The organism is Leifsonia sp. TF02-11 (assembly GCF_017565305.1).
GTDB lineage: Bacteria > Actinomycetota > Actinomycetes > Actinomycetales > Microbacteriaceae > Leifsonia.
Map to the genome: position 1 here is coordinate 425,474 of NZ_JAGEKP010000004.1, position 24,151 is coordinate 449,624.

Sequence of the window (24,151 nt, forward strand, 5' to 3'; positions counted from 1 at the left end):
ACGATGGGGTGTCGGTGACATGGCTCGCGGTCATCTCCGGGTCATGCTCGGCGCGGCGCCCGGCGTCGGCAAGACCTACGCCATGCTCGAAGAGGGCAAACGGCTGAAAGCCCTCGGCAAGGACGTAGTGGTAGCGGTCGTGGAGACCCACGGTCGCGCCGCCACCGCCGCGCTGCTCGAGGGGCTGGAGGTCGTCCCCCGGGTGACGGTGGAGCACCGCGGCGTCGAACTCACCGAGCTCGACCTCGACGCCGTGCTCGCCCGCCACCCGCAGCTCGCCCTGGTCGACGAGTTGGCGCACACCAACGCCCCTGGCCTGCGGAACCAGAAGCGCTGGGAGGACGTGGAGGCGATGCTCGCCGCGGGCATCGACGTGATGTCGACGGTCAACATCCAGCACATCGAGTCGCTGAACGATGTGGTCGAGCAGATCACCGGCGTGCAGCAGCGCGAGACCATCCCGGACGCCGTGCTGCGCCGCGCCGACCAGATCGAGGTGGTCGACCTCGCTCCGCAGGCGCTGCGCGACCGGCTCGCCGAGGGCGTCGTCTACCCGGCCGCACGCGTCGACGCCGCCCTGTCGAACTACTTCCGGCTCGGCAACCTGACCGCCCTGCGCGAGCTCGCCCTGCTCTGGCTGGCTGACGAGGTCGACAGCGCACTGCAGAAGTACCGCGCGGAGCACGGGATCGCGGGCAAGTGGGAGGCACGCGAGCGTGTCGTGGTGGCCCTCACCGGCGGCCCGGAGGGCGAGACGCTGTTGCGCCGCGGTGCGCGGATCGCCGCGCGCTCGGCCGGAGGAGAGCTGCTCGCGGTCCACATCACCAGCCAGGACGGCCTGCGCGACGCCGCGCCGGGTGCCCTCGCCGCGCAGCGCGCTCTCGTGGAGCAGCTCGGCGGCAGCTACCACCAGGTGGTCGGCAGCGACATCCCGCGGGCGCTCGTCGACTTCGCGCGCGGCGAGAACGCCACCCAGCTGGTGATCGGAGTCTCCCGCCGCAGCCGGCTCGTCGCCCTGCTCACCGGACCGGGGATCGGATCGACCGTCATCCGGGAATCCGGCGACATCGACGTGCATATCGTGTCACACTCGCGGGCCGGCGGGCGGTTCTCGCTCCCCCGGCCGCGCGGCGGACTGACGGTGCGGCGACGCGTCTACGGCTTCCTTCTCGCCCTGGTCGGCGGGCCGCTGCTCACCCTGCTGCTGGTCACGATGCGCTCGGGCGACTCGATGACCGCCGACGTCCTCAGCTACCAGCTGCTCGTCGTCATCGTCGCCCTGGTCGGCGGGATCTGGCCTGCGCTCTTCGCCGCGCTGCTCTCCGGCCTCACTCTCGACTACTTCTTCGTCGCTCCGCTCTACACCATCACCATCGCCGAACCCCTGCACCTCGTGGCGCTCGTGCTCTACCTGGTCATCGCCGCGCTGGTCAGCCTCGTCGTCGACCAGGCCGCGCGCCGCACCAGGGCCGCGAAACGCGCAGCAGCCGAAGCCGAGCTGCTCGCGACCGTCGCCGGCGGCGTGATCCGCGGCGAGGACGCGCTTCAGGCGCTCGTGACCCGCACGCGCGAGGCATTCGGGCTGACCGGCGTGCGCCTGTTCGCCGGCGACGAGGTGGTCTCCACCGACGGCGAGCCAGCCGACCCCTCCCACACGCACCGGATCCCCGTTGGCGACCGCGGCACCCTGGAGCTGTCCGGACGCGACCTGGAGGCGGCCGACCGGCGACTGCTCGCCGCCATCGTCGCGCAGCTCGACGCGGCGCTCGAGCACAGGGAGCTCGCCGCGACCGCGAGCGAGCTCGCACCGCTCGCCGAGACCGACCGGGTGCGCAGCGCGCTCCTCGCGGCCGTCGGGCACGACCTCCGTCGTCCGCTGGCGGCCGCGACCGCCGCCGTGACGACGCTGCGTCAGACCGACGTCGCCCTCAGCGACGCCGACCGGGAGACCCTCTTGGAGACCGCGGAGGTCAGCCTCCACGGTCTCGCGACCCTCGTGACCAACCTGCTCGACGTCAGCCGGGTCGAAGCCGGGGTCCTGGGCGTGTCCCTCGCACCGACCGAGATCGACGATGTCATCCCTCCGGCCCTGGACGAGCTGGGGCTCGGCCCGGCGGAGGTCGCACTCGACCTGGCCGACGACGTACCGCCGGTGCTCGCCGACGGTGTCCTGCTGCAGCGCGTGCTGGTGAACCTGCTCGGCAACGCCCTGCGCTTCTCGCCGCGCGACCGGCCTCCGGTGATCGCGGCCAGCGAGTTCGGCGGCACGGTGCAGTTGCGGGTCATCGACCACGGGCCCGGCATCCCCGGCGAGCGCCGCGAGGCCGTCTTCCAGCCGTTCCAGCGGCTCGGCGACACGGACAACGACACCGGGATCGGGCTCGGGCTCGCCCTCTCGAAGGGCTTCGCCGAGGGAATGGGCGGCACTCTGGAGGCCGAGGACACCCCGGGAGGCGGCCTCACCATGGTGGTCTCGCTCCCGGCGGCCCCCGACCGGACGGAAGGGCAGCGATGAAGATCCTGATCGCCGACGACGACCAGCAGATCCTTCGGGCGCTACGCATCCTGCTCGGCGCCCGCGGCTACGAGGTCATCACCGCGAAGAACGGCGCAGAGGCGCTGTCGCAGGCGGTCGAGCACCATCCGGACCTGGTCATGCTCGACCTGGGGATGCCGGAGCTGAACGGCATCGAAGTCATCGAGGGGCTGCGCGGCTGGTCGACCGTGCCGATCCTCGTCGTCTCCGGACGCACGGGCTCCATCGACAAGGTGGATGCGCTCGATGCCGGCGCCGACGACTATGTGACAAAGCCGTTCGCGGCCGACGAACTGCTCGCCCGCATCCGCGCGCTCACGCGCCGACAGTCGAGCGCCGCCGACGAGCCGGCCGTGCGATTCGGCGACATCACGGTCGACCTCGCCGCGCACCAGGTGCTCAAGCGCACGGCGGACGGCGAGAGCCCGGTGCGGCTCACGCCGACGGAGTGGGCGATCCTGGAGGTGCTGCTGCGCAACCCGCGGAGGCTCGTAACCCGGCAGTCGCTGCTCACGCAGGTCTGGGGTCCGCAGTACACGAACGACACCGGCTACCTGCGGCTCTACCTCGCGCAGCTGCGCAAGAAGCTCGAGCCCGTGCCCTCCACCCCTCGCTATCTGCTCACCGAGCCGGGAATGGGCTACCGTTTCTCCCCCGATCCGGACGGAGACCGGGGGACGTGAAGGGAACGGGACGGCCGATACGCCGGGTTCTGTCACGGCGCTTGCGCGCCGCGGACGGCCATCTCTCTCGGGACGACGTCGCCGCCGCCCTCTAGCGGTCTACCCGGGGACGAGGCGAGCCACCTCATCGTCCCCTGTCTGACCTTGCTCCAGGCGAGGTTTACCCAGCCGGCCGGGTCACCCCGGCCGCTGGTGGTCTCTTACACCACCGTTTCACCCTTACCGCGCACTCGCGTGCGAGGCGGTCTGCTCTCTGTTGCACTTTCTCGCGGGTCACCCCGGGTGGGTGTTGCCCACCACCCTGCTCTGCGGAGCCCGGACGTTCCTCGGCAGCCCGCTCGCGCGGACCGACGCGACCGTCTGGCCGTCCCGTTCCGGGCTCCACCCTAGCGCAGTGCGCCTGTGCGGCGGCCTCGCGGGCCGGGTCTCGATCAGAGGCCGGACTCCTCGTTGCGGATCAGGATGGCGCCGCTGTCCGGGCACAGCACGACGTCGTCGGCCGCGGCGCGGCGGATCTCGGCGAGGTCCGACTCGGTGAGCTTGACGTTCGACCCCATGGACACGCCCCGCAGCAGGAGGGCGGCGCCGAGGCCGTAACGCGAGCGCTGGCGCTCGTACAGGGCGACCAGGTCGTCCGGCAGCGCCTCGGCGATGGTGGCGCGGTCGCGGGCGAGGGCGTCGCGCTGCGCGCCCACGGTGCCGGCCTCCGCGTCGCGGGCGGCCTGCAGTGCCTCCACGCGCTTCTCGAGTTCCGAGCGCTCGGCGTCGATGGACGCCAGAGCAGCCTCGAGAGCCTCCACCCGCTCCATGACCGTGAGCTCGATCTCCTCCAGGTCGTTCTGCCGCTTGTCGAGGGCGGCGAGCTCGGCCTCGAGCGCCTGCACGTCCTTCATCGACGAGGTCTGCTGCACGCGCTCGGTGTCCCGGCGCTTGCGGGCCTCCACGAGCTCGACGTCCGACTCCACGCGCTTGAGCTCGGCCCTGGCGTCCTCGACTTCGCCGGTCGCCGCGATCCAGCGCGCGCGGAGGGCGTCGACCTCCGGCTGCAGGGCGGCGAGCTCTGCAGCCTGCGGGAGGTTCCTGACGGAGTGGTCGAGCTGGCTGAGCCGCGTGTCGGCGGCTTGCAGCCTCAGCAGCTCGTTCTGGTCGGAGGGGCTGGCTTTCACAGTGGTCTGCTCTCTGCTGTCGTGTTCGGTGCTGTGCTCATCGTCGCTGATCGCCGCTCACTGCAGGATGGCGAAATCCCACGGGTCGGTGCGCAGCTCGCTGACGGTGACCTCCACGCCGGGCAGCGCCGCCCGCAGGGACTGCGCCGCCGTGTCGAGCCACAGCCACTCGCTCGCCCAGTGCGAGACGTCGAGAAGCGCAGGGCCGCCGCCGAGCGCGGCCTGCTCGCGCGCCTCCGAGGCGGGATGGTGCCGCAGGTCGGCGGTGATGTAGACGTCGGCGCCGCGGACCGCCTCCGTCGCGAGCAGCGAGTCGCCCGCGCCGCCGCACACGGCGACGCGCGAGACCGGCTGATGGTAGTCGCCCGCCGCACGGACGCCGCCCGCGGTGGGCGGAAGCAGGTCGGCGACGACGCGCGCGAGGGCGCCGAGCGTCAGGGGCTCGGCGAGAGTGCCCACCCTCCCGATCCCGGTGACACCGTCTGGCGCCGGCGCGATCGGCGCGGTGTCCGTGAGGCCGAGGGCCGAGGCCAGCACCGCGCTCGTCCCGTCGGCGACGACGTCGGCGTTCGTGTGCGCGGCGATGAGTGCGCAATCGGCGCGGATCAGCGTCGCCAGGAGCGCGCCCTTGTACCGGTCTTCTGCGATCGAGGTCACGCCGCGCAGCAGCAGCGGGTGGTGCGCGATGAGGAGGTCGGCGTCGAGGCCGACGGCTTCGTCGACGGTCGCGGCGACGGCGTCCACGCTGAGGAGGATGCGGTCGATCGGAGCGTCGGGGTCGCCCGAGATCAGGCCGGGCGCATCCCACGCCTCCGCGCCGGCGATCGGCCAGAGCGATTCGACGACGTCGCAGACGGAACGGAGAGTTGGCACGGTCTAGAGCCTACGTGATCGGTGCCGGGCGGCGACGGCAACGGAGGAGATCCGGCTCGACACGCCGCCGTGCCGCAGGCGACGGAGGAGATCGGAGGCCGCGGCGCTCCTGTCTCCTCCGTTACCGACACCCGCCGGTGGGCGGCGGCCATGCGGCCGCTACGCCTGCGCGCGCTCCTGGCGGCGCACCGCCGGGATGCCCGACACCATCGGCGTGAGCAGTCCAACGGCGAGCGCGATCACGACGCCGATGTTGCTCGCGCCGATCCCCGCGTGCGGGTCGACCCCCAGCGCTCGGAAGAGGTAGCCCTCCCACGCCAACCACGGCAGCGACGAGCTCACGAAGCCGAGTCCCACCGCGCTGGCGACGAGGAGCATCGCCAGGTTGGGCCAGCGCCAGTCCGGATAGACACCGCCGCGGGTCAGCAGCGACGGCTGGTGGAACCTGCGCGTGCGCAGCATCATCTCCCCGGTGAACAACCCCGCCCAGGCGGCCACCGGCACGGCGAGCGTGGTGGGCACGCCGCGCACGACGTCGTCGAGGTCGCGCACCGTGAGCGCCAGAGCGACCCCCGCCACGGCGATGGCGCCCGCCACGATCACGGTGCTCCACCGTCTGCCGAGCCGGACGCCCAGAGCATCGAGGGTGAAGCCTCCCGAGTACATGGTCAGCACCAGCGCCGAGATCAGGCTGAGGCCGACCGCGAGCAGCAGCGGCACCGGATACCAGGCCGGAAGGCCGAGCCGGGTGAGCCCGGCGACCGGGTCGCGCGCGATGTCGTCGGCCAGCGACGGATCGGAGGCGGCGAGCAGTCCGCCGTAGGAGACGAGCACGAACGGCGGAACCCCGGCCCCGAAGGTCGCCCACAGCATGCCGGTCGCGCCGGACGATTTCGGGCGCTGGTAGCGCGCGACCTCGGCGCTGCTCATCGCCCAGGCCAGGCCGACGTAGCTGAAGACCAGGACGGCGCCGGTGACGACGTGCGTCCAGACGGCGTCGGGCACGCCGAGCGCGCGCGTCAGGTCGACGTGCCGCCAGGTGGCGGCGATCATCACGACGATCAGCACGGCGGACGCGATCGTCAGCACCAGTTGCACGCGCGCGAGCAGCCCGTACCCGAAGTACGCGACGACACCGGCGACCGCCACAGTCACCAGCAGCGCGAACGTCGTCGGCCCCACGCCGAGCTGGGACCAGCCGCCGGCGATGGCGACGGAACCGGTCGCGGCCGCCGCCAGCCACAGCAGGACCGCTCCCCAGAACACCTTGGTCACGAGGGCCAGCGCGGTGGGCACGGCGTTGCCGAGCAGGCCGAAGGTGGCGCGCGAGACGACCATCGTCGGCTGCCCGCTCCACTTGCCCGCCAGGGTGCCCAACCCCAGCGGGAGGAACGACAGCGCGACGCCGACGAGCGTGGCGACGAGCAGCTGCCGCAGGCTCAGCCCGAGCAGGAACAGCGTCGCGCCGACGCCGATGCTGATGAGCGAGGACGTGCCGGCGAACCACAGCCAGAACAGCCGGGACGCACGCCCGGCCCGCTGCTCCAGCGGGGTCGGCTCCAGGTCGGCGGTCTCCGGCACGAACGGCGGAGGCTGCGCCGGCGGCGCACCGAAGAGCACGGAGCCGTCGGGCAGCCGCGGCGTCGCGACGGGGGTGGGCGCGCCGGTGCTCACATCGTCGGCGTCGTCGGCGACATCCCCGTCGATGTGGTCCGGCGTGGCCGTCGTGGCACCGAGGTCGTGCGCGACCAGCGGCTCCTCCGCGGCGAGCGGCGCGACGAGCGGCGCGGACGGCAGGACGTCAGAGAGCAGCGGGACGGGCTGCGAGTCGCGCGGAGCGAACTCTTCCGGCACGAGCCCGAGCGGCTCGACGCGCGCGGGGGTCGACGTGTCGGCTCGCGGCTCGGGCTCGCGGCCTGCCGCCTGCGGCTCCATCGCGACCGTCGGGAACTTCGGGGGTGGGACCTCCGCAGCGGTGGCGGGAGGCGGCGTCGGCTGCGGGACCGCCGCGCCGACCCACGCGCTGTAGGTCGGCTGCGGTCCGGTGTCCCGCTTCCGCACCGGGAGGTCGTCGAAGCTGATCAGCTGGGTCGGCGGACCGACCCAGTCGTCGTCCGCGTCGGTGTCGGCGGTGTCGTCCTCGGCCCTCGAGTCCTCCTCGGCCGTCGAGTCCTCCTCGGCGCCGGACTCCGACGGGACGACGGGGATCGACGATGTGGCCGCCCGCGCGTCCAGCACCGACTGCAGGAGCGCGATCGCGGCTGTCGTGTCGTGGATCCTCAGGTCGGCGTCCACGATCGCCGTGACCTCGTCGTCACTGAGCGACGCTGCCTCGGGCGACGCCGCTTCGGGCGACGCCACCTCGGGAGGGACCGCAGACGGCCGCGCGACGATCGGGATCGCGGCGGTCGCCCGGTCGACCTCGGCCTGGAGGGCGTCGGCCAGTTCGTCGTCGCTGTGGCGGATCCTGCGGTCCGGCTCGGCGACGCCCTCCCCCTCCACGCCATCGGCCATGCTCGAAGCCTACGACGCCGACGCCGGGCGGGTCAGGGGTCATCCGTGCCCGAGGCGAAGTACCATCGTCTCGATGAGCACGCCGATCCCGACTCCGTACGAAGACCTGCTGCGCGACGTCCTCGCGAACGGCAGCCACAAGTCCGACCGCACAGGGACGGGCACGCGCAGCGTGTTCGGCCGCCAACTGCGGTTCGACCTCGCAGAGGGCTTCCCCCTGATCACCACCAAGCGCGTCCACTTCAAGTCGATCGCCTACGAGCTGCTGTGGTTCCTGCGGGGCGAGAGCAACGTCGGCTGGTTGCGCGACAACGGCGTGACGATCTGGGACGAATGGGCAGACGAGCGCGGCGAACTCGGCCCGGTGTACGGCGTGCAGTGGAGGTCGTGGCCCGCGCCCGACGGAACGCACATCGACCAGATCCAGCAGGTGATCGACACGCTGCGCAGCGATCCCGACTCCCGGCGGATCATCGTCTCCGCCTGGAACGTCGCCGACATCCCCGACATGGCGCTCGCCCCCTGCCACGCGTTCTTCCAGTTCTACGTCGCCGACGGCAGACTGTCGTGCCAGCTCTACCAGCGCAGCGCCGATCTGTTCCTCGGCGTCCCCTTCAACATCGCCAGCTACGCCCTGCTCACCCTCATGGTCGCGCAGCAGGTGGGGCTGGAGCCCGGCGAGTTCGTCTGGACGGGCGGCGACTGCCACATCTACGACAATCACGTCGAGCAGGTGACCGAGCAGCTCACGCGCGACCCGTTCCCGGCGCCGACGCTGCGATTCGCGCGCACCCCGGAGAGCATCTTCGACTACCGGTTCGAGGACTTCGTGGTCGAGGGCTACCAGCACCACCCGGCGATCCGCGCGGCCGTCGCCGTATGAGCCTCGCGCTCATCTGGGCCGAGGCCCACGACCGGGTCATCGGCGCGGGCGGCGTGATGCCCTGGCACCTCCCAGAGGACCTGAAGCACTTCCGCGAGCTGACCGGAGCCGATCCGGTCGTGATGGGCCGCCGCACGTGGGAGTCCCTTCCCGAGCGCTTCCGGCCGCTGCCGGGCCGGTCCAACATCGTGGTGACGCGGCAGCACGACTTCGACGCGCCGGGCGCGACGGTCGTCCACTCTCTGCGGGACGCGCTGAGCGGGCACGAGGGATCGACCGTCTGGGTGATCGGCGGTGCCGAGCTGTACGGGCAGGCGCTGCAGCTGGCCGACCGTGTGGAGGTCACCGAGATCGACCTCGAGGTGGCGGGAGACACCGTCGCTCCCGCGCTCGGCCCCGAGTGGCACGGTGAGCACGGGCCATGGCGGGAGGCCGCGGGCGGACTGCGCTACCGGTTCGTCCGCTACCTCAGGTGAGGCCGGCCACCAGGTTGACCGTCGCGGCGACGATCACCGTGCCGAACACGTACGACAGCAGCGTGTGGCCGAGGATCGTCCGGCGCACGTAGGTGCTCGAGATGTTCGTGTCCGACACTTGGAACGTCATCCCCAGGGTGAACGCGAGGTAGGCGAAGTCGCTGTACTGCGGCGGCTCCTTCTGGTTGAAGTCCACGCCGCCATTCTTCCGGTAGTAGATGCGCGCGTACCGCAGCGTGTAGAGCGTGTGGACCAGCAGCCACGACAGTGCGACGCTCACGATCGCGAGCAGGGCGACGCCGATCTGTGCGCCGCCCTTCAGGCTGCGCGCGTCGACCAGCACCCACACGACCGCGACCACGCTGGCCATCGCCGTGATGATCAGGACGAGGTCGACCGTCCGGCGGCCGGGATCCTCCAGGGTCGCGTGGCTCTTGGTGTCGGCGGCATCCATCCGCCAGATCGTCGACCAGACCCAGACGACGTACACCAGGCAGGCCACCGCCCAGCCGGCGATGATCGCGTGGTGCACGACGTCGAAGAAGGAGGCCAGGACCGCTACGACGACGCCGACCAGCAGCGCGACATACAGCTTGACGCGGGTGCGGCCTCGGCCGCGCTTCAGATCGTCCGTCACAGTCTGGATGTTCGCACGTCACGGCCGGGCAGACGCCCCAGCGCGCCGGTACGATCGGAATGTGACCACCGCTCCCGCCCCCCTCGCCGACCTCGACACCGAAGCGCTGCGCGCCGCCCACGCGGAGTTCGCGCGCGCCTACGACGACCTCAAGGCCCGCGGCCTCGCGCTCGACATCACGCGCGGCAAGCCGTCCGCCGAGCAGCTCGACCTCTCGGACGACCTGCTGCACCTGCCCGACGGCGCGTTCCGCGACGCGGCCGGGACCGACCTGCGCAACTACGGGGGCCCGAACGGGCTCCCGGAGCTGCGGGCGATCTTCGCCGACGCTCTGCGCGTGCCGCCGGCGCAGCTCCTCGCGCTCGGCAACTCCAGCCTGACGATCATGCACGACACGGTGGCGCAGGCCCTGATCCACGGCGTTCCCGGGGGCGACCTCCCCTGGGGCCGCCAGCCCGTCTCGTTCCTGGCGCCCGTGCCGGGCTACGACCGTCACTTCACCATCCTCGAGCGCTTCGGCATCCGCATGATCGCGGTGCCGATGAACGACGACGGCCCCGACATCGCGACCATCGAGACCTTGCTCGCGACCGACGACAGCATCAAGGGCATGTGGTGCGTGCCGGTGTACTCCAACCCCACCGGCGCCGTGTACAGCGAGGACGTCGCACGCGCGCTCGTCTCGCTCCCGGCCGCACCCGACTTCCGGCTGTTCTGGGACAACGCGTACGTCGTGCACCACCTCTCCGACGAACGCCCGGAGCCGATCGACATCCTGGCGCTGGCCGCCGAGGCGGGCAACCCCGACCGTCCGCTGATCTTCGCCTCCACCTCCAAGGTCACCTACCCCGGTTCCGGAGTGGCGTTCTTCGGCGCCTCCGAGACGAACGTCGCCTGGTTCCAGCGTAACTCGGCCGCGCAGAGCATCGGTCCCGACAAGCTGAACCAGCTGCGCCACGTCCAGCTCCTGCGCGACGCCGACGGCCTGGCGGCACACATGGAGAAGCACCGCGCCATCCTCGCTCCGAAGTTCGCCGCGGTCGACGAGACCTTCCGCGCCCGTCTGGCCCCCTGGGGCGCCGGCGCGTGGAACGCTCCGCTCGGCGGCTACTTCGTCAGCCTCGACGTGCTCGACGGCTGCGCCAAGCGTGCCGTGCAGCTGGCCAAGGAGGCCGGGATCGCCGTCACGCCCGCCGGCGCGACCTTCCCTTACGGCGAGGACCCGCGCGACGCGAACATCCGCATCGCGCCCACGTTCCCTCCCCTGGCGGAGCTGAACGAGGCGCTCGACGGCCTGTGCACGGCGATCCTGCTCGCCGAGACCGAGGCGCTGCTGGCCGAGCGGAACTGACGTGACCGCGCGCCGACGCGACGCGGCGGATCCTCCCGGGGCCGAACGATCCTGGGACGATCGATCCTGGGAGGTCCGTCCGGCCGTGGAGGCCGACTGGCGCGCCTACCGCGCGATCCGGCTGGAGATGCTCGAGGACACCCCCATCGCGTTCCTCGAGACGCTGGAGGCCGCTCGGGCGCACCCGGAGGAGCACTGGCGGCGGCGGGCGGCGAACGGGTCGGCCGCAAGCGAACTGTTCGGCGCCGTCACCGACGACGGGCGCTGGATCGGCACGATGGGCGGCTTCCACGCGGTGAGCTCGCCCGATCCGCACCTGGTCGGCGTCTACGTCACTCCGTCACGGCGGGGCCGCGCTCACGGCGTCGCGGACGCCCTCCTCGATGCCGTCGTGGGTTGGGCGCGCCTGCGCTCCGGCCGCCTGCTGCTGGAGGTGCACGAGCGCAACCTGCCGGCGATCCGCTACTACGAGCGGCACGGTTTCGCGTTCACCGGCCGCACCCAGCCGTATCCGCTCGACCGCACGGCCCTCGAGCTCGAGATGGCGGTCGAGCTCTGAGGCGTCAGACCTCCCCGAATCCGCTCTCCACCAGAGCGACCAGTGCGTCGACGGCCGACTCGCCGTCGTCGTCCGGCGAGGCGATGGAGGCCGTCGCCCCGGCGGTCAGACCCAGTGACATGACGCCGAGCAGACTTTTCGCGTCCTTGCCGTTGACGGTCACCGTCACCGGGAAGGTGTTCGCAAGCTTCACGAACTCGGCAGCAGGCCGCGCGTGCAGGCCCTGGGGATTGCGCACCAGCACGTCCCGCGCATAGCCGCCTTCCGGCCGCGCGGGCGACACGGCCTGAGCGGGCGTGTCCGCCGGAGCGGGGGCTTCCGCTCCACCCCAGGCCGATCGCGCGCCCTCGACGGCGGCGGCGACGGCCGCCAGGTCGGCGCCGGTCTCCGCAGCGACGGCAGCAGCGACGCCACCCTCCACGAACGGTCCGTCGACGACGCGAACGCGTGCCCGCTCATCGTCCGGCAGCAGGTCCAGCACCGTCTCGGCCGTGAGCAGGGCGGAGCCGAGGTCGCTCACGACCACAACGCCCGCACCCTGGTCGGCCTCGCCGACAGCGGTCATGACCTTGCCGAAGCTCGTGCCGATCCCGTCGTCGTCCGTTCCGCCCGCGGCCAGCAGCGTCACCGACGGCGCCATCTGCCCGGCGAGCGCGACGGCGCCGGCGGCGAGCTGCGAGCTGTGCGAGACGAAGACGATCCCGACGTTCCCGCTCATCCGGCTGCCCCGGCGGCGGCCCGGAGGATCAGCGCGGTCGACTGCGCTCCCGGATCGCGGTGACCGGCCGAGCGCTCACCGAGATAGCTGGCGCGACCCTTGCGGGCCACGAGCGGGATGGTGGCGTCCGACCCCTTCTCGGCGGCGTCCGCGGCCGCGGAGAGAATGGCTGCGGGGTCGGCCCCCGCAGCGAGGGCGGCCGAGGCCGCCTCCACCGCGGGGGTCCAGGCGTCGATCATGGTCTTGTCGCCCGGCTCCGCCTTGCCGCGTGACACGATCCCGTCGCGCGCCGCCGTCAGCAGCGCCACGAGCGTCTCTCCGTCGATCTCCTCCGCGTCGCCCACCGGCTCCGCCGCCTTGAGGAAGGCGGTGCCGTAGAGCGGGCCGGAGGCTCCACCGACCGTGGAGATCAGGGTCATCGCGATCGAGCGCAGCGCCGCGGACGGCGTCGCGTCGCCCGGCAGCTTCGCCAGCGCGTCCACGGAGGCGCGGAGGCCGCGGTCCATGTTCTCGCCGTGATCGCCGTCGCCGATCTCCCGGTCGAGCGTGTTCAGCTCGCCTTTGTGCTCGGTCACGGCCTGCGCCGCAGCCGAGATCCAGGACGAGACCCAGTTCGTGTCCAACGCCATCAGCGTTTCCTTCCTCGCGTCGTCTCCGTCGTCGTTCCCGAGCGCGCCGGCGGCCTCAGACGCCCCAGCGGAGCGCAGCGGTGTGCACCGGGGCGTCCCATAGGCCGGTGAGCTCGTCGTCCAGCTTCAGCACCGAGATGGAGGCGCCCTGCATCTCCAGAGAGGTGACGTAGCTGCCGACCAGCGACCGGCCGAGGACGATGCCCTTCTCGTCGAGGATCTCCGCCGCGCGCCGGAACAGGATGTAGAGCTCCGAGAGCGGCGTGCCGCCCATCCCGTTCACGAACAGCAGCACCGTGTCGCCCGACGAGAACGGCAGATCGGTGAGGATGGCGTCCATCATCCGGTCGACCAGCCGGTCGGCCGGCTCGATCTTGATGCGTTCGCGGCCCGGCTCGCCGTGGATGCCGACGCCGAACTCGATCTCGTCCTCCGGGAGCACGAAGCCGGGCTCGCCCGCGTGCGGGACGGTCCCGTCGGTCAGCGCGAGCCCGATCGAGCGCACATTGGCGTTGACCTTCTCGGCGATCGCGGTCACAGCGTCGAGGTCGTCGCCGCGTTCGGCGGCGGCCCCCGCGATCTTCTCGACGAGCACGGTGCCGGCGACGCCGCGCCGCCCCGCCGTGTAGAGCGAGTCCTGCACCGCGACGTCGTCGTTGGTGACGACGGCGCGCACCGTGATGCCCTCCGCGCCCACCAGGTCGGCGGCCGTCTCGAAGTTCAGGACGTCGCCCGTGTAGTTCTTCACGATGTGGAGCACGCCGGCGCCGCCGTCCGCGGCCTTGGTGGCCTCCACGATCGGCATCGGAGTCGGCGAGGTGAACACCTCGCCCGGCACGGCCGCGTCCAGCATGCCCGTGCCCACGAACCCGGCGTGGAGCGGCTCATGACCGCTGCCGCCACCGCTGACCAGGCCGACCTTGCCGCGCACCGGGCCGTCGGCCCGGGAGACGAAGCGGGGGTCCTGCGACACCGAGACGATGTCGGCGTGAGCTCGGCCGAAGCCCGCAAGGGACTCCGCCACGACGTCGGGAACGTCGTTGATGAGCTTCTTCATTGAAAACCCTTCCTTCCACTTGCTGTCGGTTCTTGCTACATCAGTGCGTAGCCGCCACCCAGTCCTCGAGCTTCGCGGCAGCAGCCCCGGAGTCGATCGCCCGGGCGGCGACCTCCATGTGCGAACGGAACCGATCCAGGATGGACACCTGGACCCTCGACGGGTCGGACGCGAGCTCGTACGACACGAGCCCGGCCGCCGCGTTGAGCAACACGATGTCGCGGACGGGGCCTTCCTGGCCCGCGAGCACGGCACGCACGACAGCCGCGTTGTACGCGGCGTCCTTTCCGAGCAGGTCGTCGATGCGCGCGCGCGGGACGCCCAGATCGCGCGGGTCGATGTCGTGCTCGGTGACGAGGCCTCGCGAGACCTCCCAGACGTGGCTGTGGCCGGTGGTCGACAGCTCGTCGAGTCCGTCGTCGCCCCGGAAGACCAGCGCGGTCGCTCCGCGGGTCTGGAAGACGCCGACGATCAGCGGGATGCGGTCGAGCGCCGCGACGCCGACGGCAGACGCCTCCGGGCGGGCCGGGTTGCACAGCGGGCCGAGGTAGTTGAAGACCGTCGGCACGCCGAGCTGCGAGCGCACGGGACCGGCGTTGGCGAACCCGGGGTGGAACGCGCTGGCGAAAGCGAAGGTGATGCCGGTGCGGCGGAGCACGTCCGCGACCCGCTCAGGCGGCAGGGTGAGGTCGATCCCGAGTGCCGCCAACACGTCGGAGGCCCCCGACGACGAGCTGGCCGCCCTGTTGCCGTGCTTGATCACGGGCACACCGGTCGCGGCGGCGACGATGGAGGCCGTGGTGGACACGTTGACGGTGCCGAACCGGTCGCCGCCGGTGCCGACGATGTCGAGAGCCATCGGGTCGACGGGCAGCGGAACGGCGTGGTCGAGGATGGCGTCGCGGAAGCCGACGATCTCGTCGACGGTCTCGCCCTTCGCCCGCAATGCGATCAGGAAAGCGGCGAGCTGGGCCTCCGTGGCCTCGCCGGTCATGACCTGATCCATGGCCCAGGCCGCGTCCGCCACGCTGAGGTCCTCACGGGCGAGGAGCGAGGTGAGCACGGCCGACCAGGACTGCATTTCCGTCATACAGCGATCCTATTGGGAGGCGACACGCCACGGGGAGCAGGGCCTTTGTACCAGGTGTAAGGCTGTCCTCACTCGAATCGAGGCGAATTCGTGCCTTTCAGGTGAGAAAACCACGGCTTCTTTTCAGCCATAATGGGTTTTGTGACGAGCACCTCCATTTCCCCTGCAACGAGTGCGCCGGCGATCAACCGGCCCAATGTCGTGGCCGTCGGCACGATCGTCTGGCTCGGCTCCGAGGTGATGTTCTTCGCGGGTCTCTTCGCGATCTACTTCACGCTCAAGTCGACGTCCCCCGATCTGTGGGCAGCAGAGACGCAGCACTTGAACATCCCGTACGCGGCCGTGAACACCACGATCCTGGTGCTCAGCTCCGTGACCTGCCAGATGGGCGTGTTCGCCGCCGAGCGCCTCCAGCCGCGACGCAGCGGCGGCCTCTTCCAGTTCTGGAAGTGGGGCATGGTCGAGTGGTTCGCCCTCTCGTACATCATGGGCGCCGTCTTCGTCTCCGGCCAGGTGCTCGAGTACGCCACGCTCGTCTCCGAGGGCATCGCGTTCGACTCCAACGCCTACGGCTCCGCCTTCTATCTGACGACCGGCTTCCACGCCCTGCACGTCACCGGCGGCCTCATCGCCTTCCTGCTCGTCATCGGCCGCGCGTTCGCGGTCAAGACCTTCGGCCACAAAGAGGCCACGAGCGCCATCGTCGTGTCGTACTACTGGCACTTCGTCGACGTCGTGTGGATCGGACTGTTCGCGGTCATCTACATCATCCGATAGATCAACAGGAGCTGACCCCACCTCATGCGTCCCCGCGTTCCCGGCACCCAGAAGTCCCGCGCCACGGCCCCAGGCCGCACCACGGCTGCGCGCAAGACCGGTCGCCGCCATCCGCTCGCCACCGTCGCCCTGCTCGCCATCGGCCTCGGCCTCACCGGCGGCGCGTACGCCGCGTTCACCACCACGACGGCGTCGGCCGACACCGCTTCGGTGCAGCCCTCGTCACAGTCTCAGATCGACAAGGGCGAGAAGCTCTTCCAGGCCAACTGCGCCACCTGCCACGGCATGGACGCACAGGGCACCGTGAACGCGCCGACCCTGATCGGCGTCGGCGCCGCCGCCGTCGACTTCCAGGTCGGCACCGGCCGCATGCCCATGCAGATGCAGGGGCCGCAGGCGGAGCAGAAGCCGGTGCAGTTCTCCGACGCCGAGGTCGCGGCCCTCGCCGCATACGTCGCGTCGCTCGCGCCCGGCCCCTCGATCCCCGAGCAGAAGTTCCTCGACGGCAAGGGCGACGCTGCAGCAGGCGCCGAACTCTTCCGCATCAACTGCGCGATGTGCCACAACGTCGCCGGCGCGGGTGGAGCGCTCACCGAGGGCAAGTTCGCCCCGCCGCTGACCGGCGTCAGCGCCAAGCACATCTACGAGGCCATGATCACGGGCCCGCAGAACATGCCGGTGTTCAACGACCTGAACATCTCGCCCCAGGGCAAGGCCGACATCATCACGTACCTCAAGTACATCCAGAACAACCCGTCGCCCGGCGGCTTCGAGCTCGGCTCGCTCGGCCCGGTCGCCGAGGGACTCTTCCTCTGGATCTTCGGCCTGGGCGCCATCGTCGCCCTGACCGTGTGGATCACGGCGAAGTCCAACTGACCGTTCTGTCGTACTTGTAGAAGCACAGCGTAAGAAGGAGAACAATGGCACAGGACGAGAACGGCGGTCACGAGCTGACGCCAGCCAGTTCGTCGGCCGTCGACGTGCACCGGACCGGAGACCCCGGAACGGCGGTGATCATCCGCGACGCCGTCGAGAACCCCGGTTTCCCGCCGCACCGCCCCCGGGTGACCGACCTCGACCCCAAGAAGGAACGGCGCGCCGAGCGCACCGTCTACACGCTGTTCTATCTGTCGATCGCGGGCTCCGTGTGGGCGGTCGCCGCCTACATGGCCTTCCCGATCAACGACTCCGACCCGGGCTCCGTGCGACTGAACAACCTGTTCATCGGCCTCGGCATCGCCCTGGCGCTGCTCGCCATCGGCATCGGCGCCGTGCACTGGGGCAAGGCTCTGATGCACGAGAAGGAGGGCGTCGACCTCCGCCACCCGGTGCGCGGCTCCGAGCAGACCACCGAGCGCGCCGCGGAGATCTTCCGCCAGGCCGACCAGGAGTCCGGCTTCAACCGCCGCACCCTGGTGCGCAACAGCCTCATCGGCGCGCTGATCGCGTTCCCGCTCCCCGCCGTCGTCCTGTTCCGCGGCCTCGCGCCGCAGGGCGAAGACCCGGCAGAGCTGCTCTCGCAGACGATGTGGGCCAAGGGCATCCGCCTGACGCGCGACCCCTCCGGCACCCCGATCAAGGCGTCCGACGTCACGCTGGGCAGCGCCTTCCACGTCATCCCGGAGGGTCTGAACGACGCTCCCGACATGCTCGAGCAGAAGGCCAAGGCGGCCGTGCTGCTCATGCGCCTCAAGCCCGAAGACCTGCACGTCTCCAAGGGCCGCGAGAACTGGAACTACGACGGCATCGTCGCCTACTCCAAGATCTGCACGCACGTCGGGTGCCCCGTGGCGCTCTACGAGCAGCAGACCCACCACCTGCTGTGCCCGTGCCACCAGTCGCAGTTCGACATCACGCACGAGGCAGAGGTCATCTTCGGACCGGCGAAGCGGCCACTGCCGCAGCTGCCGATCACCGTTGACGCCGACGGATACCTGGTCGCCCGCAGCGACTTCCACGAGCCCGTCGGCCCGAGCTTCTGGGAGCGCCATTGAGCACCACGACCGCCGCACCTCCTGCGGCAGAAACCACGGTCAAGAGCGGCGGCTTCACAGCGGCGGCCGCCAACTACATCGAGGACCGCACCAGCATCTCCGGCGCGGTCAAGGAGTTCGGTCGCAAGATCTTCCCGGACCACTGGTCCTTCCTCCTCGGTGAGGTCGCCCTCTACAGCTTCATCGTCATCCTGCTGACGGGAACGTTCCTGACGTTCTTCTTCCAGGCGTCGATGGCCGAGGTCGTCTACAACGGCTCCTACGTGCCGCTCAAGGGCATCCACATGTCCGCGGCGATGGAGTCCACGCTGAACATCTCGTTCGAGGTGCGCGGCGGCCTGCTCGTGCGCCAGATCCACCACTGGGCGGCTCTGCTCTTCGTGGCGGCGATCGGCCTGCACATGCTCCGCATCTTCTTCACGGGTGCGTTCCGCAAGCCGCGCGAGCTCAACTGGGTGATCGGCTTCACGCTGTTCATCCTCGCGATGGCCGAGGGCTTCACGGGCTACTCGCTCCCCGACGACCTCCTGTCGGGCAACGGCCTCCGCATCATCGACGGCCTCATCAAGGGCCTCCCCGTCGTCGGCACCTGGATCTCCTTCCTGCTGTTCGGCGGCGAGTTCCCCGGCACCGCGATCGTCGGACGCCTCTACACGCTGCACATCCTGCTGCTGCCCGCGCTCGTGGTCGCGTTCATCGCACTGCACCTGGTGTTCGTGGTCGTCCACAAGCACACGCAGTACGCCGCGCCCGGTCGCACGCAGGGCAACGTCGTCGGCTACCCGGTGCTCCCGGTGTACGCGGCGAAGGCCGGCGGCTTCTTCTTCATCGTGTTCGGTGTCGTCGCGCTCATGGCGTCGCTCTTCACCATCAACCCGATCTGGAACTACGGGCCGTACGACCCCTCTCCCGTGTCCGCCGGTACACAGCCCGACTGGTACATCGGCTTCGCGGACGGCGCCCTGCGCCTGGTTCCGCCGGGCTGGGAGTTCGTCTGGCTCAACCGCACCTGGTCGTTCAACATCATCGTGCCGGTCGCCATCCTCGGTCTCTTCATCGTGACCGTGATGATCTACCCCTTCATCGAGGCGTGGATCACCGGCGACAAGCGCGAGCACCACATCCTCGACCGCCCGCGCAACGCGGCGACCCGCACCGCCATCGGCGCTGCCGGCGTGACCTTCTACGCGGTCTTCTGGGCGGCGGCGTCGTCCGACATCATCGCGACGCACTTCATGCTGACCATGGAGGGCGTGATCCACACCCTCCAGGCGCTGTTGTTCATCGGTCCGGTGGTGGCGTACTTCCTCACAAAGCGTGTCTGCCTCGCGCTGCAGAAGAAGGACCGCTCTGTCGCCCTGCACGGCTACGAGACCGGCCGCATCGTCAAGCTCCCCGGTGGCGAGTTCATCGAGGTGCACGAGCAGCTCAGCGACTACGAGCGCTGGCGCCTGGTCAGCTACGAGGCGTACGAGCCGCTGATGATCCGCCCGAACAAGCGCGGCAAGATCACGGCAGGAACGCGGATGCGCGCAAGCCTGTCCCGCTGGTTCTTCGAAGACCGGCTGGTACCGCCGACCCGCGGAGAACTTGAGTCGGGTCACGGACACCACTGATCCATCCAGCTCCCCGTGAAGGCGCCGGTGCAGTCTCTGCACCGGCGCCTTCGCCGCTCCACCCGCAGACGAGAGGACGTCGATGGCCGACCTGACCCGTCTCGCATCCTGGCTGCGCTGCCCCGTGTGCGGCCACGACCTCGAACAGGTCGACCGGCTCACGCTCGGCTGTGACGCCGGCCATCGCCACGATGTGAACAAGCGCGGCTACGTGTCCCTGCTCGGCGGTGGCAGCAAGTTCCTGGGCGACACCGCCGACATGCTCGACGCGCGGGACGCGGTGCTCGAGCGCGGCTCGTACTCCCCCATCGCGGACGGCCTGGTCGCCGCAGCCGCGCCGATGGAGGCCGCGCGCATCCTCGACGCCGGTGCCGGCACCGGCTACTACCTTCGCGCGCTCCTTTCCGCTGCGCCCGGAGCAGACGGCCTCGCCCTGGATCTCTCCCCCGCCGCAGTGACCAGGGCCGTGCGCTCGTCCCCGCGCATCGACGGACTCGTCGCCGACACCTGGCGCCCGCTCCCGGTCCGTTCGGCCAGCGTCGATCTCGTCGTCGACGTGTTCGCTCCACGCAACCTCCCCGAGTTCCGCCGGGTACTGCGCCCCGGCGGCAGGCTCGTCGTCGTCGTGCCCCGCGAGGACCACCTGGCCTCGCTGCGTCGGGAGGGGACAATGCTGGACATCCCCGCAGACAAGGGCGACGAGGTGAGCGCCGCCGCTGCGGCCCTGTACGCCCCTCTCGCGCGCGAACGCATCACCTACGCCCTCCCGGTCGATGAGACCCTCCGACGCGCCCTGACCGCCATGGGGCCCTCGGCACGCCACGCGGACGCCACGCCCGCCGAGGTGGCGGAGACGACCGTCTCGGTCGACGTGCTCTCCTTCGTCGCCCGCTGAGCTCCGGCCGGCGCGTCGATGGGCGGATCCACCGGCCCGCGCGGTCGCGACCACCCGTCTGGCACCCTCCGGCCGGATACGTCACCATGTCTGACATGGCAGAGGTGATGCTTGCAGTCATGCCGTTCTCCGGTCATGTCGCGCCCATGCGGGCGGTCGCACGCGCCTTCGCTGCCGCTGGGCACCGGGTTCGCGTGTACACAGGGTCAGCCCACGCCGACGCGTTCCGAGCCGACGGGGTGGAAGCGGTGCTCTGGGTGCGGGCGCCCGACTTCGATGAGAACGATCTGCCTGCGACCTTCCCGCGGCTGCGCGGCCGCAAGGGTGCCCGCCAGATGATGGTGAACGTCGAGGACCTTTTCGTCCGAACGGGAGCCGCGCAGTGCGCCGACCTGACGGCGTCCTTCGACGCACGGCCCTGGGATGTCCTGGTCGCCGACGGTCTCTCCGTCGGCGCGCATCTGGCCGCCGAACGGACCGGTACTCCGCGGGTCACCGTCGCGCTCGTCCCCCTCGCCACGCCGTCCCCCGGTGCACCTCCGCCCGGCCTGGGCCTGCAACCGGCGACGTCGGTGCTCGGTCGCCTGCGGGACCGCGCACTCTGGGCGGCGCTTTCGGCCGTATCCCGCCCGATTCAGCGCGCGTTCCACGAGCAGCGCGCCCTCGCCGGCCTCCCGACTGCGGTGCTCACCCTCCAGGAAGCGCTGTATTCACGCGATCTCGTGTGCGCCAGCGGTGTCGAACACTTGGAGTACCCCCGGCCTCAGTGGCCGGGTCGGATCGTCTGGGTGGGCGAGCTCACGGACCATGCCGGCAGCGGCATTCCGGAACCCGGGTGGTGGCCGGAATCGCTCGCGGACCCGCGTCCCGTGGTGCACGTGACTCAAGGCACCCAGAATGTGGATCCAACCGACCTCATCCGCCCGACCTTCACAGCTCTCGGACGTCAGCGGGTGCAACTCGCCGTAGCTACCGGGGTGCGCGGGAACCGCGAGTTGCCGTTCCCTGCGCCACCGAACGCCCGCGTCGCAGACCTGCTTCCGTACGATCGGCTGCTGCCCCGCATCGACGTGATGGTGACCAATGGCGGGTGGGGTGGCGTATTGGCTGCGCTGCACCACGGCGTTCCTCTGGTGGTCGCGGGCGGGGACCTGGACAAGCCGGAGATCGCAGCCCGCGTCGAGTGGGCCGGCGCCGGACTGAATCTGCGCACGGGAAGGCCATCCGCTCGCGCGATCCTGCGCGCCTGGCGGCGGGTCTCCGCCGAGGCGAACTACCGGACAGTCGCCGAACGCATCGGCGAGGCCCTCCGCGTGCATGACGGACCCCGCGAAGTCGTCGAGCACACAGAGGCTCTCCTCGCTTCACGCTCAAGCGGCTCGTGAGTGCGACAATCACCCGCCGAACGAACAACTGCTCCCCGGGAGCTCGGACGGGAAACCCATCCGGCTCACGGGGAGCAGTTCACAACATCGGGGCGTACCCCGGCAAAGCGTGGATCAGCGGGCGAAGAAGCCCCGGTAGTACTCGTAGACCCAGCCGACGATGCAGACCAGCGCGAAGGCCACACCGATGAAGCAGATCCAGAAGCCGACGGCGAGGCCGAGCATCACCAGAGCCGCTGCGGCCGCCAGGGCGACCGGCCACCAGCTCCACGGGGAGAAGTGCCCCAGCTCGGGGTCGCCGTCGTCGATGTTCGCGTCGAGCTTGTCCTCCGGCAGCTCACCGCCCTGCGACGCGTGCGAGCGTCCCACGTAGAACGCGATGAACGCCGCGAGGATCGCGCTCAGCGTGAGCGCCACCGTGCCGACCCACTCGACCTTCATGTGCATCGGGTCGAGCAGACTCCACAGCGTGTAGACGATCGCCGAGAGAAGGAAGAAGATCGCGAGGATCCAGAAGAGGATTGCGTTGGCTCTCATGGGTTCACTTCACCTTGCTGTCTGCAATGTCGAGCACCGGGGCGTCGGGAGCGTCCTTGCCGCCACCCACGCCGATCGGGATGCCGGCCTCCGGGTGGTTCAGATCGAACGCCGGCGACTCCGAACGGATGCGCGGGATCGACGTGAAGTTGTGCCGCGGCGGCGGGCAGGAGGTCGCCCACTCGAGCGAGCGGCCGTAGCCCCACGGGTCGTTGACCGTGACCTTCGGCGCATTGCGGGCCGTGAGGTAGACGTTGACGAAGAACGGGATCATCGAGACGGCGAGGATGCCCGCACCGATCGAGGAGACCTGGTTCATCCAGGTGAAGCCGTCGGACGGCAGGTAGGTCGCGTACCGCCGGGGCATGCCCACGACACCCAGCCAGTGCTGGATGAGGAACGTCGTGTGGAACCCGATGAACAGCAACCAGAAGTGCCACTTGCCCAGCCGGTCGTTGAGCATCTTGCCCGTCCACTTGGGCCACCAGAAGTAGAACCCGGCGAACATCGCGAACACGACGGTTCCGAACACCACGTAGTGGAAGTGCGCGACGACGAAGTACGTGTCGGACACGTGGAAGTCGAGCGGCGGCGACGCGAGGATGACACCCGTCAGACCACCGAACGTGAACGTGATGAGGAAGCCGATCGACCACAGCATGGGCGACTCGAAGGTCAGCGAGCCCCGCCACATCGTGCCGATCCAGTTGAAGATCTTCACGCCGGTCGGAACCGCGATGAGCATGGTCATCAGCGAGAACCAGGGCAGCAGGACCGAGCCGGTCACGTACATGTGGTGCGCCCACACGGTGACGGACAGGGCGGCGATCGAGATCGTCGCGTAGATCAGCGTCTTGTACCCGAAGATCGGCTTGCGGCTGAACACCGGGAAGATCTCGGACACGATGCCGAAGAACGGCAGCGCGATGATGTAGACCTCCGGATGCCCGAAGAACCAGAACAGGTGCTGCCAGAGCAGGGCGCCACCGTTGGCCGCGTCGTAGATGTGCGCACCGAACACGCGGTCGGCGGCGAGCGCGAAGAGCGCCGCGGCGAGGACCGGGAAGGCCATGAGCACGAGGATGGACGTGACCAGGATGTTCCAGGTGAAGATCGGCATGCGGAACATGGTCATGCCCGGGGCGCGCATCGTGATGATGGTGGTGATGAAGTTCACCGCACCGAGGATGGTTCCGAAGCCCGACAGGCCGAGGCCGACGACCCAGAGGTTGCCTCCGACTCCCGGTGAGAACGTCGTGCTCGACAGGGGCGCATAGGCGAACCAGCCGAACGACGCCGCACCCTGCGGGGTGAGGAATCCGGCGACCGCGATCAGCGAGCCGAACGAGTAGAACCAGTACGCCAGCGCGTTCAGACGCGGGAACGCCACGTCGGGGGCGCCGATCTGCAGCGGCATGAGCACGTTGGCGAAGCCGGCGAACAGCGGGGTCGCGAACATCAGCAGCATGATCGTGCCGTGCATCGTGAAGAGCTGGTTGTACTGCTCCTTGGTGCCGACCACCGCAAGGCCCGGCTCGAACAGCTGGGCGCGGATGATCAGCGCCATGACGCCGCCGATCAGGAAGTAGATGAACGACGAGATGAGGTACATGTACCCGATCGTCTTGTGGTCCGTCGACGTGATGTAGTTCACGAGGATGTTGCCCTTGCGCTCCACCCCGTTCGCGGTGAGGAGCGTGGGCTTCGGAGCTGCAGGAGCGGTGGTCGCTCCCGGCGCCGGTGCTGTCGTCGTCATGCGTCTGTCCTACTCGTTG

At 70.2% G+C, this 24,151-nt stretch carries 22 protein-coding genes and 1 other RNA gene; 12 read left to right on the plus strand and 11 right to left on the minus strand.

The window, feature by feature from the left end; genetic code table 11:
- The first annotated feature begins 19 nt into the window (after positions 1 to 19).
- A complete protein-coding gene (locus tag JNB50_RS07845; RefSeq protein ID WP_208039531.1) occupies positions 20 to 2,515 on the plus strand; it encodes a DUF4118 domain-containing protein in 2,496 nt (831 codons plus the stop codon).
- Positions 2,512 to 3,219, plus strand: coding sequence for a response regulator (locus tag JNB50_RS07850; RefSeq protein WP_208039532.1), 708 nt, complete (start codon positions 2,512 to 2,514; stop codon positions 3,217 to 3,219). The genes JNB50_RS07845 and JNB50_RS07850 overlap by 4 nt, the downstream gene beginning before the upstream one ends.
- A 2-nt stretch (positions 3,220 to 3,221) precedes the next feature.
- Here the strand turns inward: JNB50_RS07850 and rnpB are convergent.
- The 4 genes from rnpB to JNB50_RS07870 form a co-directional block, all read right to left on the minus strand.
- An RNA gene (rnpB, locus tag JNB50_RS07855) (RNase P RNA component class A) lies at positions 3,222 to 3,591 on the minus strand.
- 59 nt (positions 3,592 to 3,650) lie between these two features.
- Positions 3,651 to 4,385: a zinc ribbon domain-containing protein gene (locus JNB50_RS07860; RefSeq protein ID WP_208039533.1), complete on the minus strand. Its 735-nt coding sequence runs from the start codon at positions 4,383 to 4,385 to the stop codon at positions 3,651 to 3,653.
- A gap of 57 nt (positions 4,386 to 4,442) precedes the next feature.
- Positions 4,443 to 5,258 (minus strand): Nif3-like dinuclear metal center hexameric protein, encoded by an 816-nt coding sequence (locus tag JNB50_RS07865; protein WP_208039534.1) that lies wholly within the window; start codon positions 5,256 to 5,258, stop codon positions 4,443 to 4,445.
- A gap of 159 nt (positions 5,259 to 5,417) precedes the next feature.
- The gene (locus tag JNB50_RS07870; protein WP_208039535.1) at positions 5,418 to 7,772 is read right to left on the minus strand and encodes a cytosine permease; all 2,355 of its coding nucleotides are present in this window, start codon (positions 7,770 to 7,772) and stop codon (positions 5,418 to 5,420) included.
- Positions 7,773 to 7,845: 73 nt separating this feature from the next.
- Here JNB50_RS07870 and JNB50_RS07875 point away from each other — a divergent pair, with 73 nt between their 5' ends.
- Together JNB50_RS07875 and JNB50_RS07880 are read left to right on the plus strand one after the other, a co-directional pair.
- Complete coding sequence (locus tag JNB50_RS07875) at positions 7,846 to 8,655, plus strand: thymidylate synthase (protein WP_208039536.1); 810 nt, start codon at positions 7,846 to 7,848, stop codon at positions 8,653 to 8,655.
- A complete protein-coding gene (locus JNB50_RS07880; RefSeq protein WP_208039537.1) occupies positions 8,652 to 9,131 on the plus strand; it encodes a dihydrofolate reductase in 480 nt (159 codons plus the stop codon). The genes JNB50_RS07875 and JNB50_RS07880 overlap by 4 nt, the downstream gene beginning before the upstream one ends.
- On the opposite strand, the gene JNB50_RS07885 is transcribed toward JNB50_RS07880, so the two are convergent.
- Positions 9,124 to 9,768, minus strand: a complete 645-nt coding sequence (locus JNB50_RS07885) for a DUF1345 domain-containing protein (protein ID WP_208039538.1) — start codon at positions 9,766 to 9,768, stop codon at positions 9,124 to 9,126. The genes JNB50_RS07880 and JNB50_RS07885 overlap by 8 nt on opposite strands.
- A 61-nt stretch (positions 9,769 to 9,829) precedes the next feature.
- Here JNB50_RS07885 and JNB50_RS07890 point away from each other — a divergent pair, with 61 nt between their 5' ends.
- On the plus strand, positions 9,830 to 11,119 hold the full coding sequence (locus JNB50_RS07890; RefSeq protein ID WP_307794641.1) for an aminotransferase class I/II-fold pyridoxal phosphate-dependent enzyme: 1,290 nt from the start codon (positions 9,830 to 9,832) through the stop codon (positions 11,117 to 11,119).
- A gap of 1 nt (position 11,120) precedes the next feature.
- Complete coding sequence (locus JNB50_RS07895) at positions 11,121 to 11,678, plus strand: GNAT family N-acetyltransferase (RefSeq protein WP_208039540.1); 558 nt, start codon at positions 11,121 to 11,123, stop codon at positions 11,676 to 11,678.
- Between the two features lie 4 nt (positions 11,679 to 11,682).
- Here the strand turns inward: JNB50_RS07895 and dhaM are convergent, their stop codons facing one another.
- Genes dhaM through trpD form a run of 4 tightly spaced genes read right to left on the minus strand, consistent with a single transcriptional unit; the run spans position 11,683 to position 15,172 of the window.
- Complete coding sequence (dhaM, locus tag JNB50_RS07900; RefSeq protein ID WP_208039541.1) at positions 11,683 to 12,396, minus strand: dihydroxyacetone kinase phosphoryl donor subunit DhaM; 714 nt, start codon at positions 12,394 to 12,396, stop codon at positions 11,683 to 11,685.
- Entirely contained in the window at positions 12,393 to 13,025 is a 633-nt protein-coding gene (dhaL, locus tag JNB50_RS07905) for a dihydroxyacetone kinase subunit DhaL (protein ID WP_208039542.1), read from the minus strand. The genes dhaM and dhaL overlap by 4 nt, the downstream gene beginning before the upstream one ends.
- Positions 13,026 to 13,080: 55 nt before the next feature.
- Complete coding sequence (gene dhaK, locus JNB50_RS07910; RefSeq protein WP_208039543.1) at positions 13,081 to 14,082, minus strand: dihydroxyacetone kinase subunit DhaK; 1,002 nt, start codon at positions 14,080 to 14,082, stop codon at positions 13,081 to 13,083.
- Between the two features lie 40 nt (positions 14,083 to 14,122).
- The gene (gene trpD / locus JNB50_RS07915) at positions 14,123 to 15,172 is read right to left on the minus strand and encodes an anthranilate phosphoribosyltransferase (RefSeq protein WP_208039544.1); all 1,050 of its coding nucleotides are present in this window, start codon (positions 15,170 to 15,172) and stop codon (positions 14,123 to 14,125) included.
- A 132-nt stretch (positions 15,173 to 15,304) separates the two neighbouring features.
- On the opposite strand from trpD, the gene JNB50_RS07920 reads away from it, so the two are divergent.
- The 6 genes from JNB50_RS07920 to JNB50_RS25455 all read left to right on the plus strand — a co-directional run bounded on the left by JNB50_RS07920 (position 15,305) and on the right by JNB50_RS25455 (position 21,839).
- A complete protein-coding gene (locus JNB50_RS07920; protein WP_208039545.1) occupies positions 15,305 to 15,949 on the plus strand; it encodes a heme-copper oxidase subunit III in 645 nt (214 codons plus the stop codon).
- 24 nt (positions 15,950 to 15,973) lie between these two features.
- Positions 15,974 to 16,825, plus strand: a complete 852-nt coding sequence (locus JNB50_RS07925; RefSeq protein WP_208039546.1) for a c-type cytochrome — start codon at positions 15,974 to 15,976, stop codon at positions 16,823 to 16,825.
- Positions 16,826 to 16,869: 44 nt separating this feature from the next.
- On the plus strand, positions 16,870 to 17,943 hold the full coding sequence (locus tag JNB50_RS07930) for a ubiquinol-cytochrome c reductase iron-sulfur subunit (protein ID WP_055915642.1): 1,074 nt from the start codon (positions 16,870 to 16,872) through the stop codon (positions 17,941 to 17,943).
- Positions 17,940 to 19,559, plus strand: coding sequence for a ubiquinol-cytochrome c reductase cytochrome b subunit (locus JNB50_RS07935; RefSeq protein ID WP_208039547.1), 1,620 nt, complete (start codon positions 17,940 to 17,942; stop codon positions 19,557 to 19,559). Before JNB50_RS07930 ends, JNB50_RS07935 begins: the two co-directional genes overlap by 4 nt.
- A gap of 82 nt (positions 19,560 to 19,641) precedes the next feature.
- Positions 19,642 to 20,454, plus strand: a complete 813-nt coding sequence (locus JNB50_RS07940) for a methyltransferase domain-containing protein (RefSeq protein WP_208039548.1) — start codon at positions 19,642 to 19,644, stop codon at positions 20,452 to 20,454.
- Positions 20,455 to 20,693: 239 nt separating this feature from the next.
- Entirely contained in the window at positions 20,694 to 21,839 is a 1,146-nt protein-coding gene (locus JNB50_RS25455) for a glycosyltransferase (RefSeq protein ID WP_208039549.1), read from the plus strand.
- Positions 21,840 to 21,953: 114 nt separating this feature from the next.
- Here JNB50_RS25455 and JNB50_RS07950 read toward each other — a convergent pair whose 3' ends face one another.
- Positions 21,954 to 22,376: a cytochrome c oxidase subunit 4 gene (locus tag JNB50_RS07950; protein ID WP_208039550.1), complete on the minus strand. Its 423-nt coding sequence runs from the start codon at positions 22,374 to 22,376 to the stop codon at positions 21,954 to 21,956.
- A 4-nt stretch (positions 22,377 to 22,380) separates the two neighbouring features.
- On the minus strand, positions 22,381 to 24,132 hold the full coding sequence (gene ctaD / locus JNB50_RS07955; RefSeq protein WP_208039551.1) for a cytochrome c oxidase subunit I: 1,752 nt from the start codon (positions 24,130 to 24,132) through the stop codon (positions 22,381 to 22,383).
- Between the last annotated feature and the right edge of the window lie 19 nt (positions 24,133 to 24,151).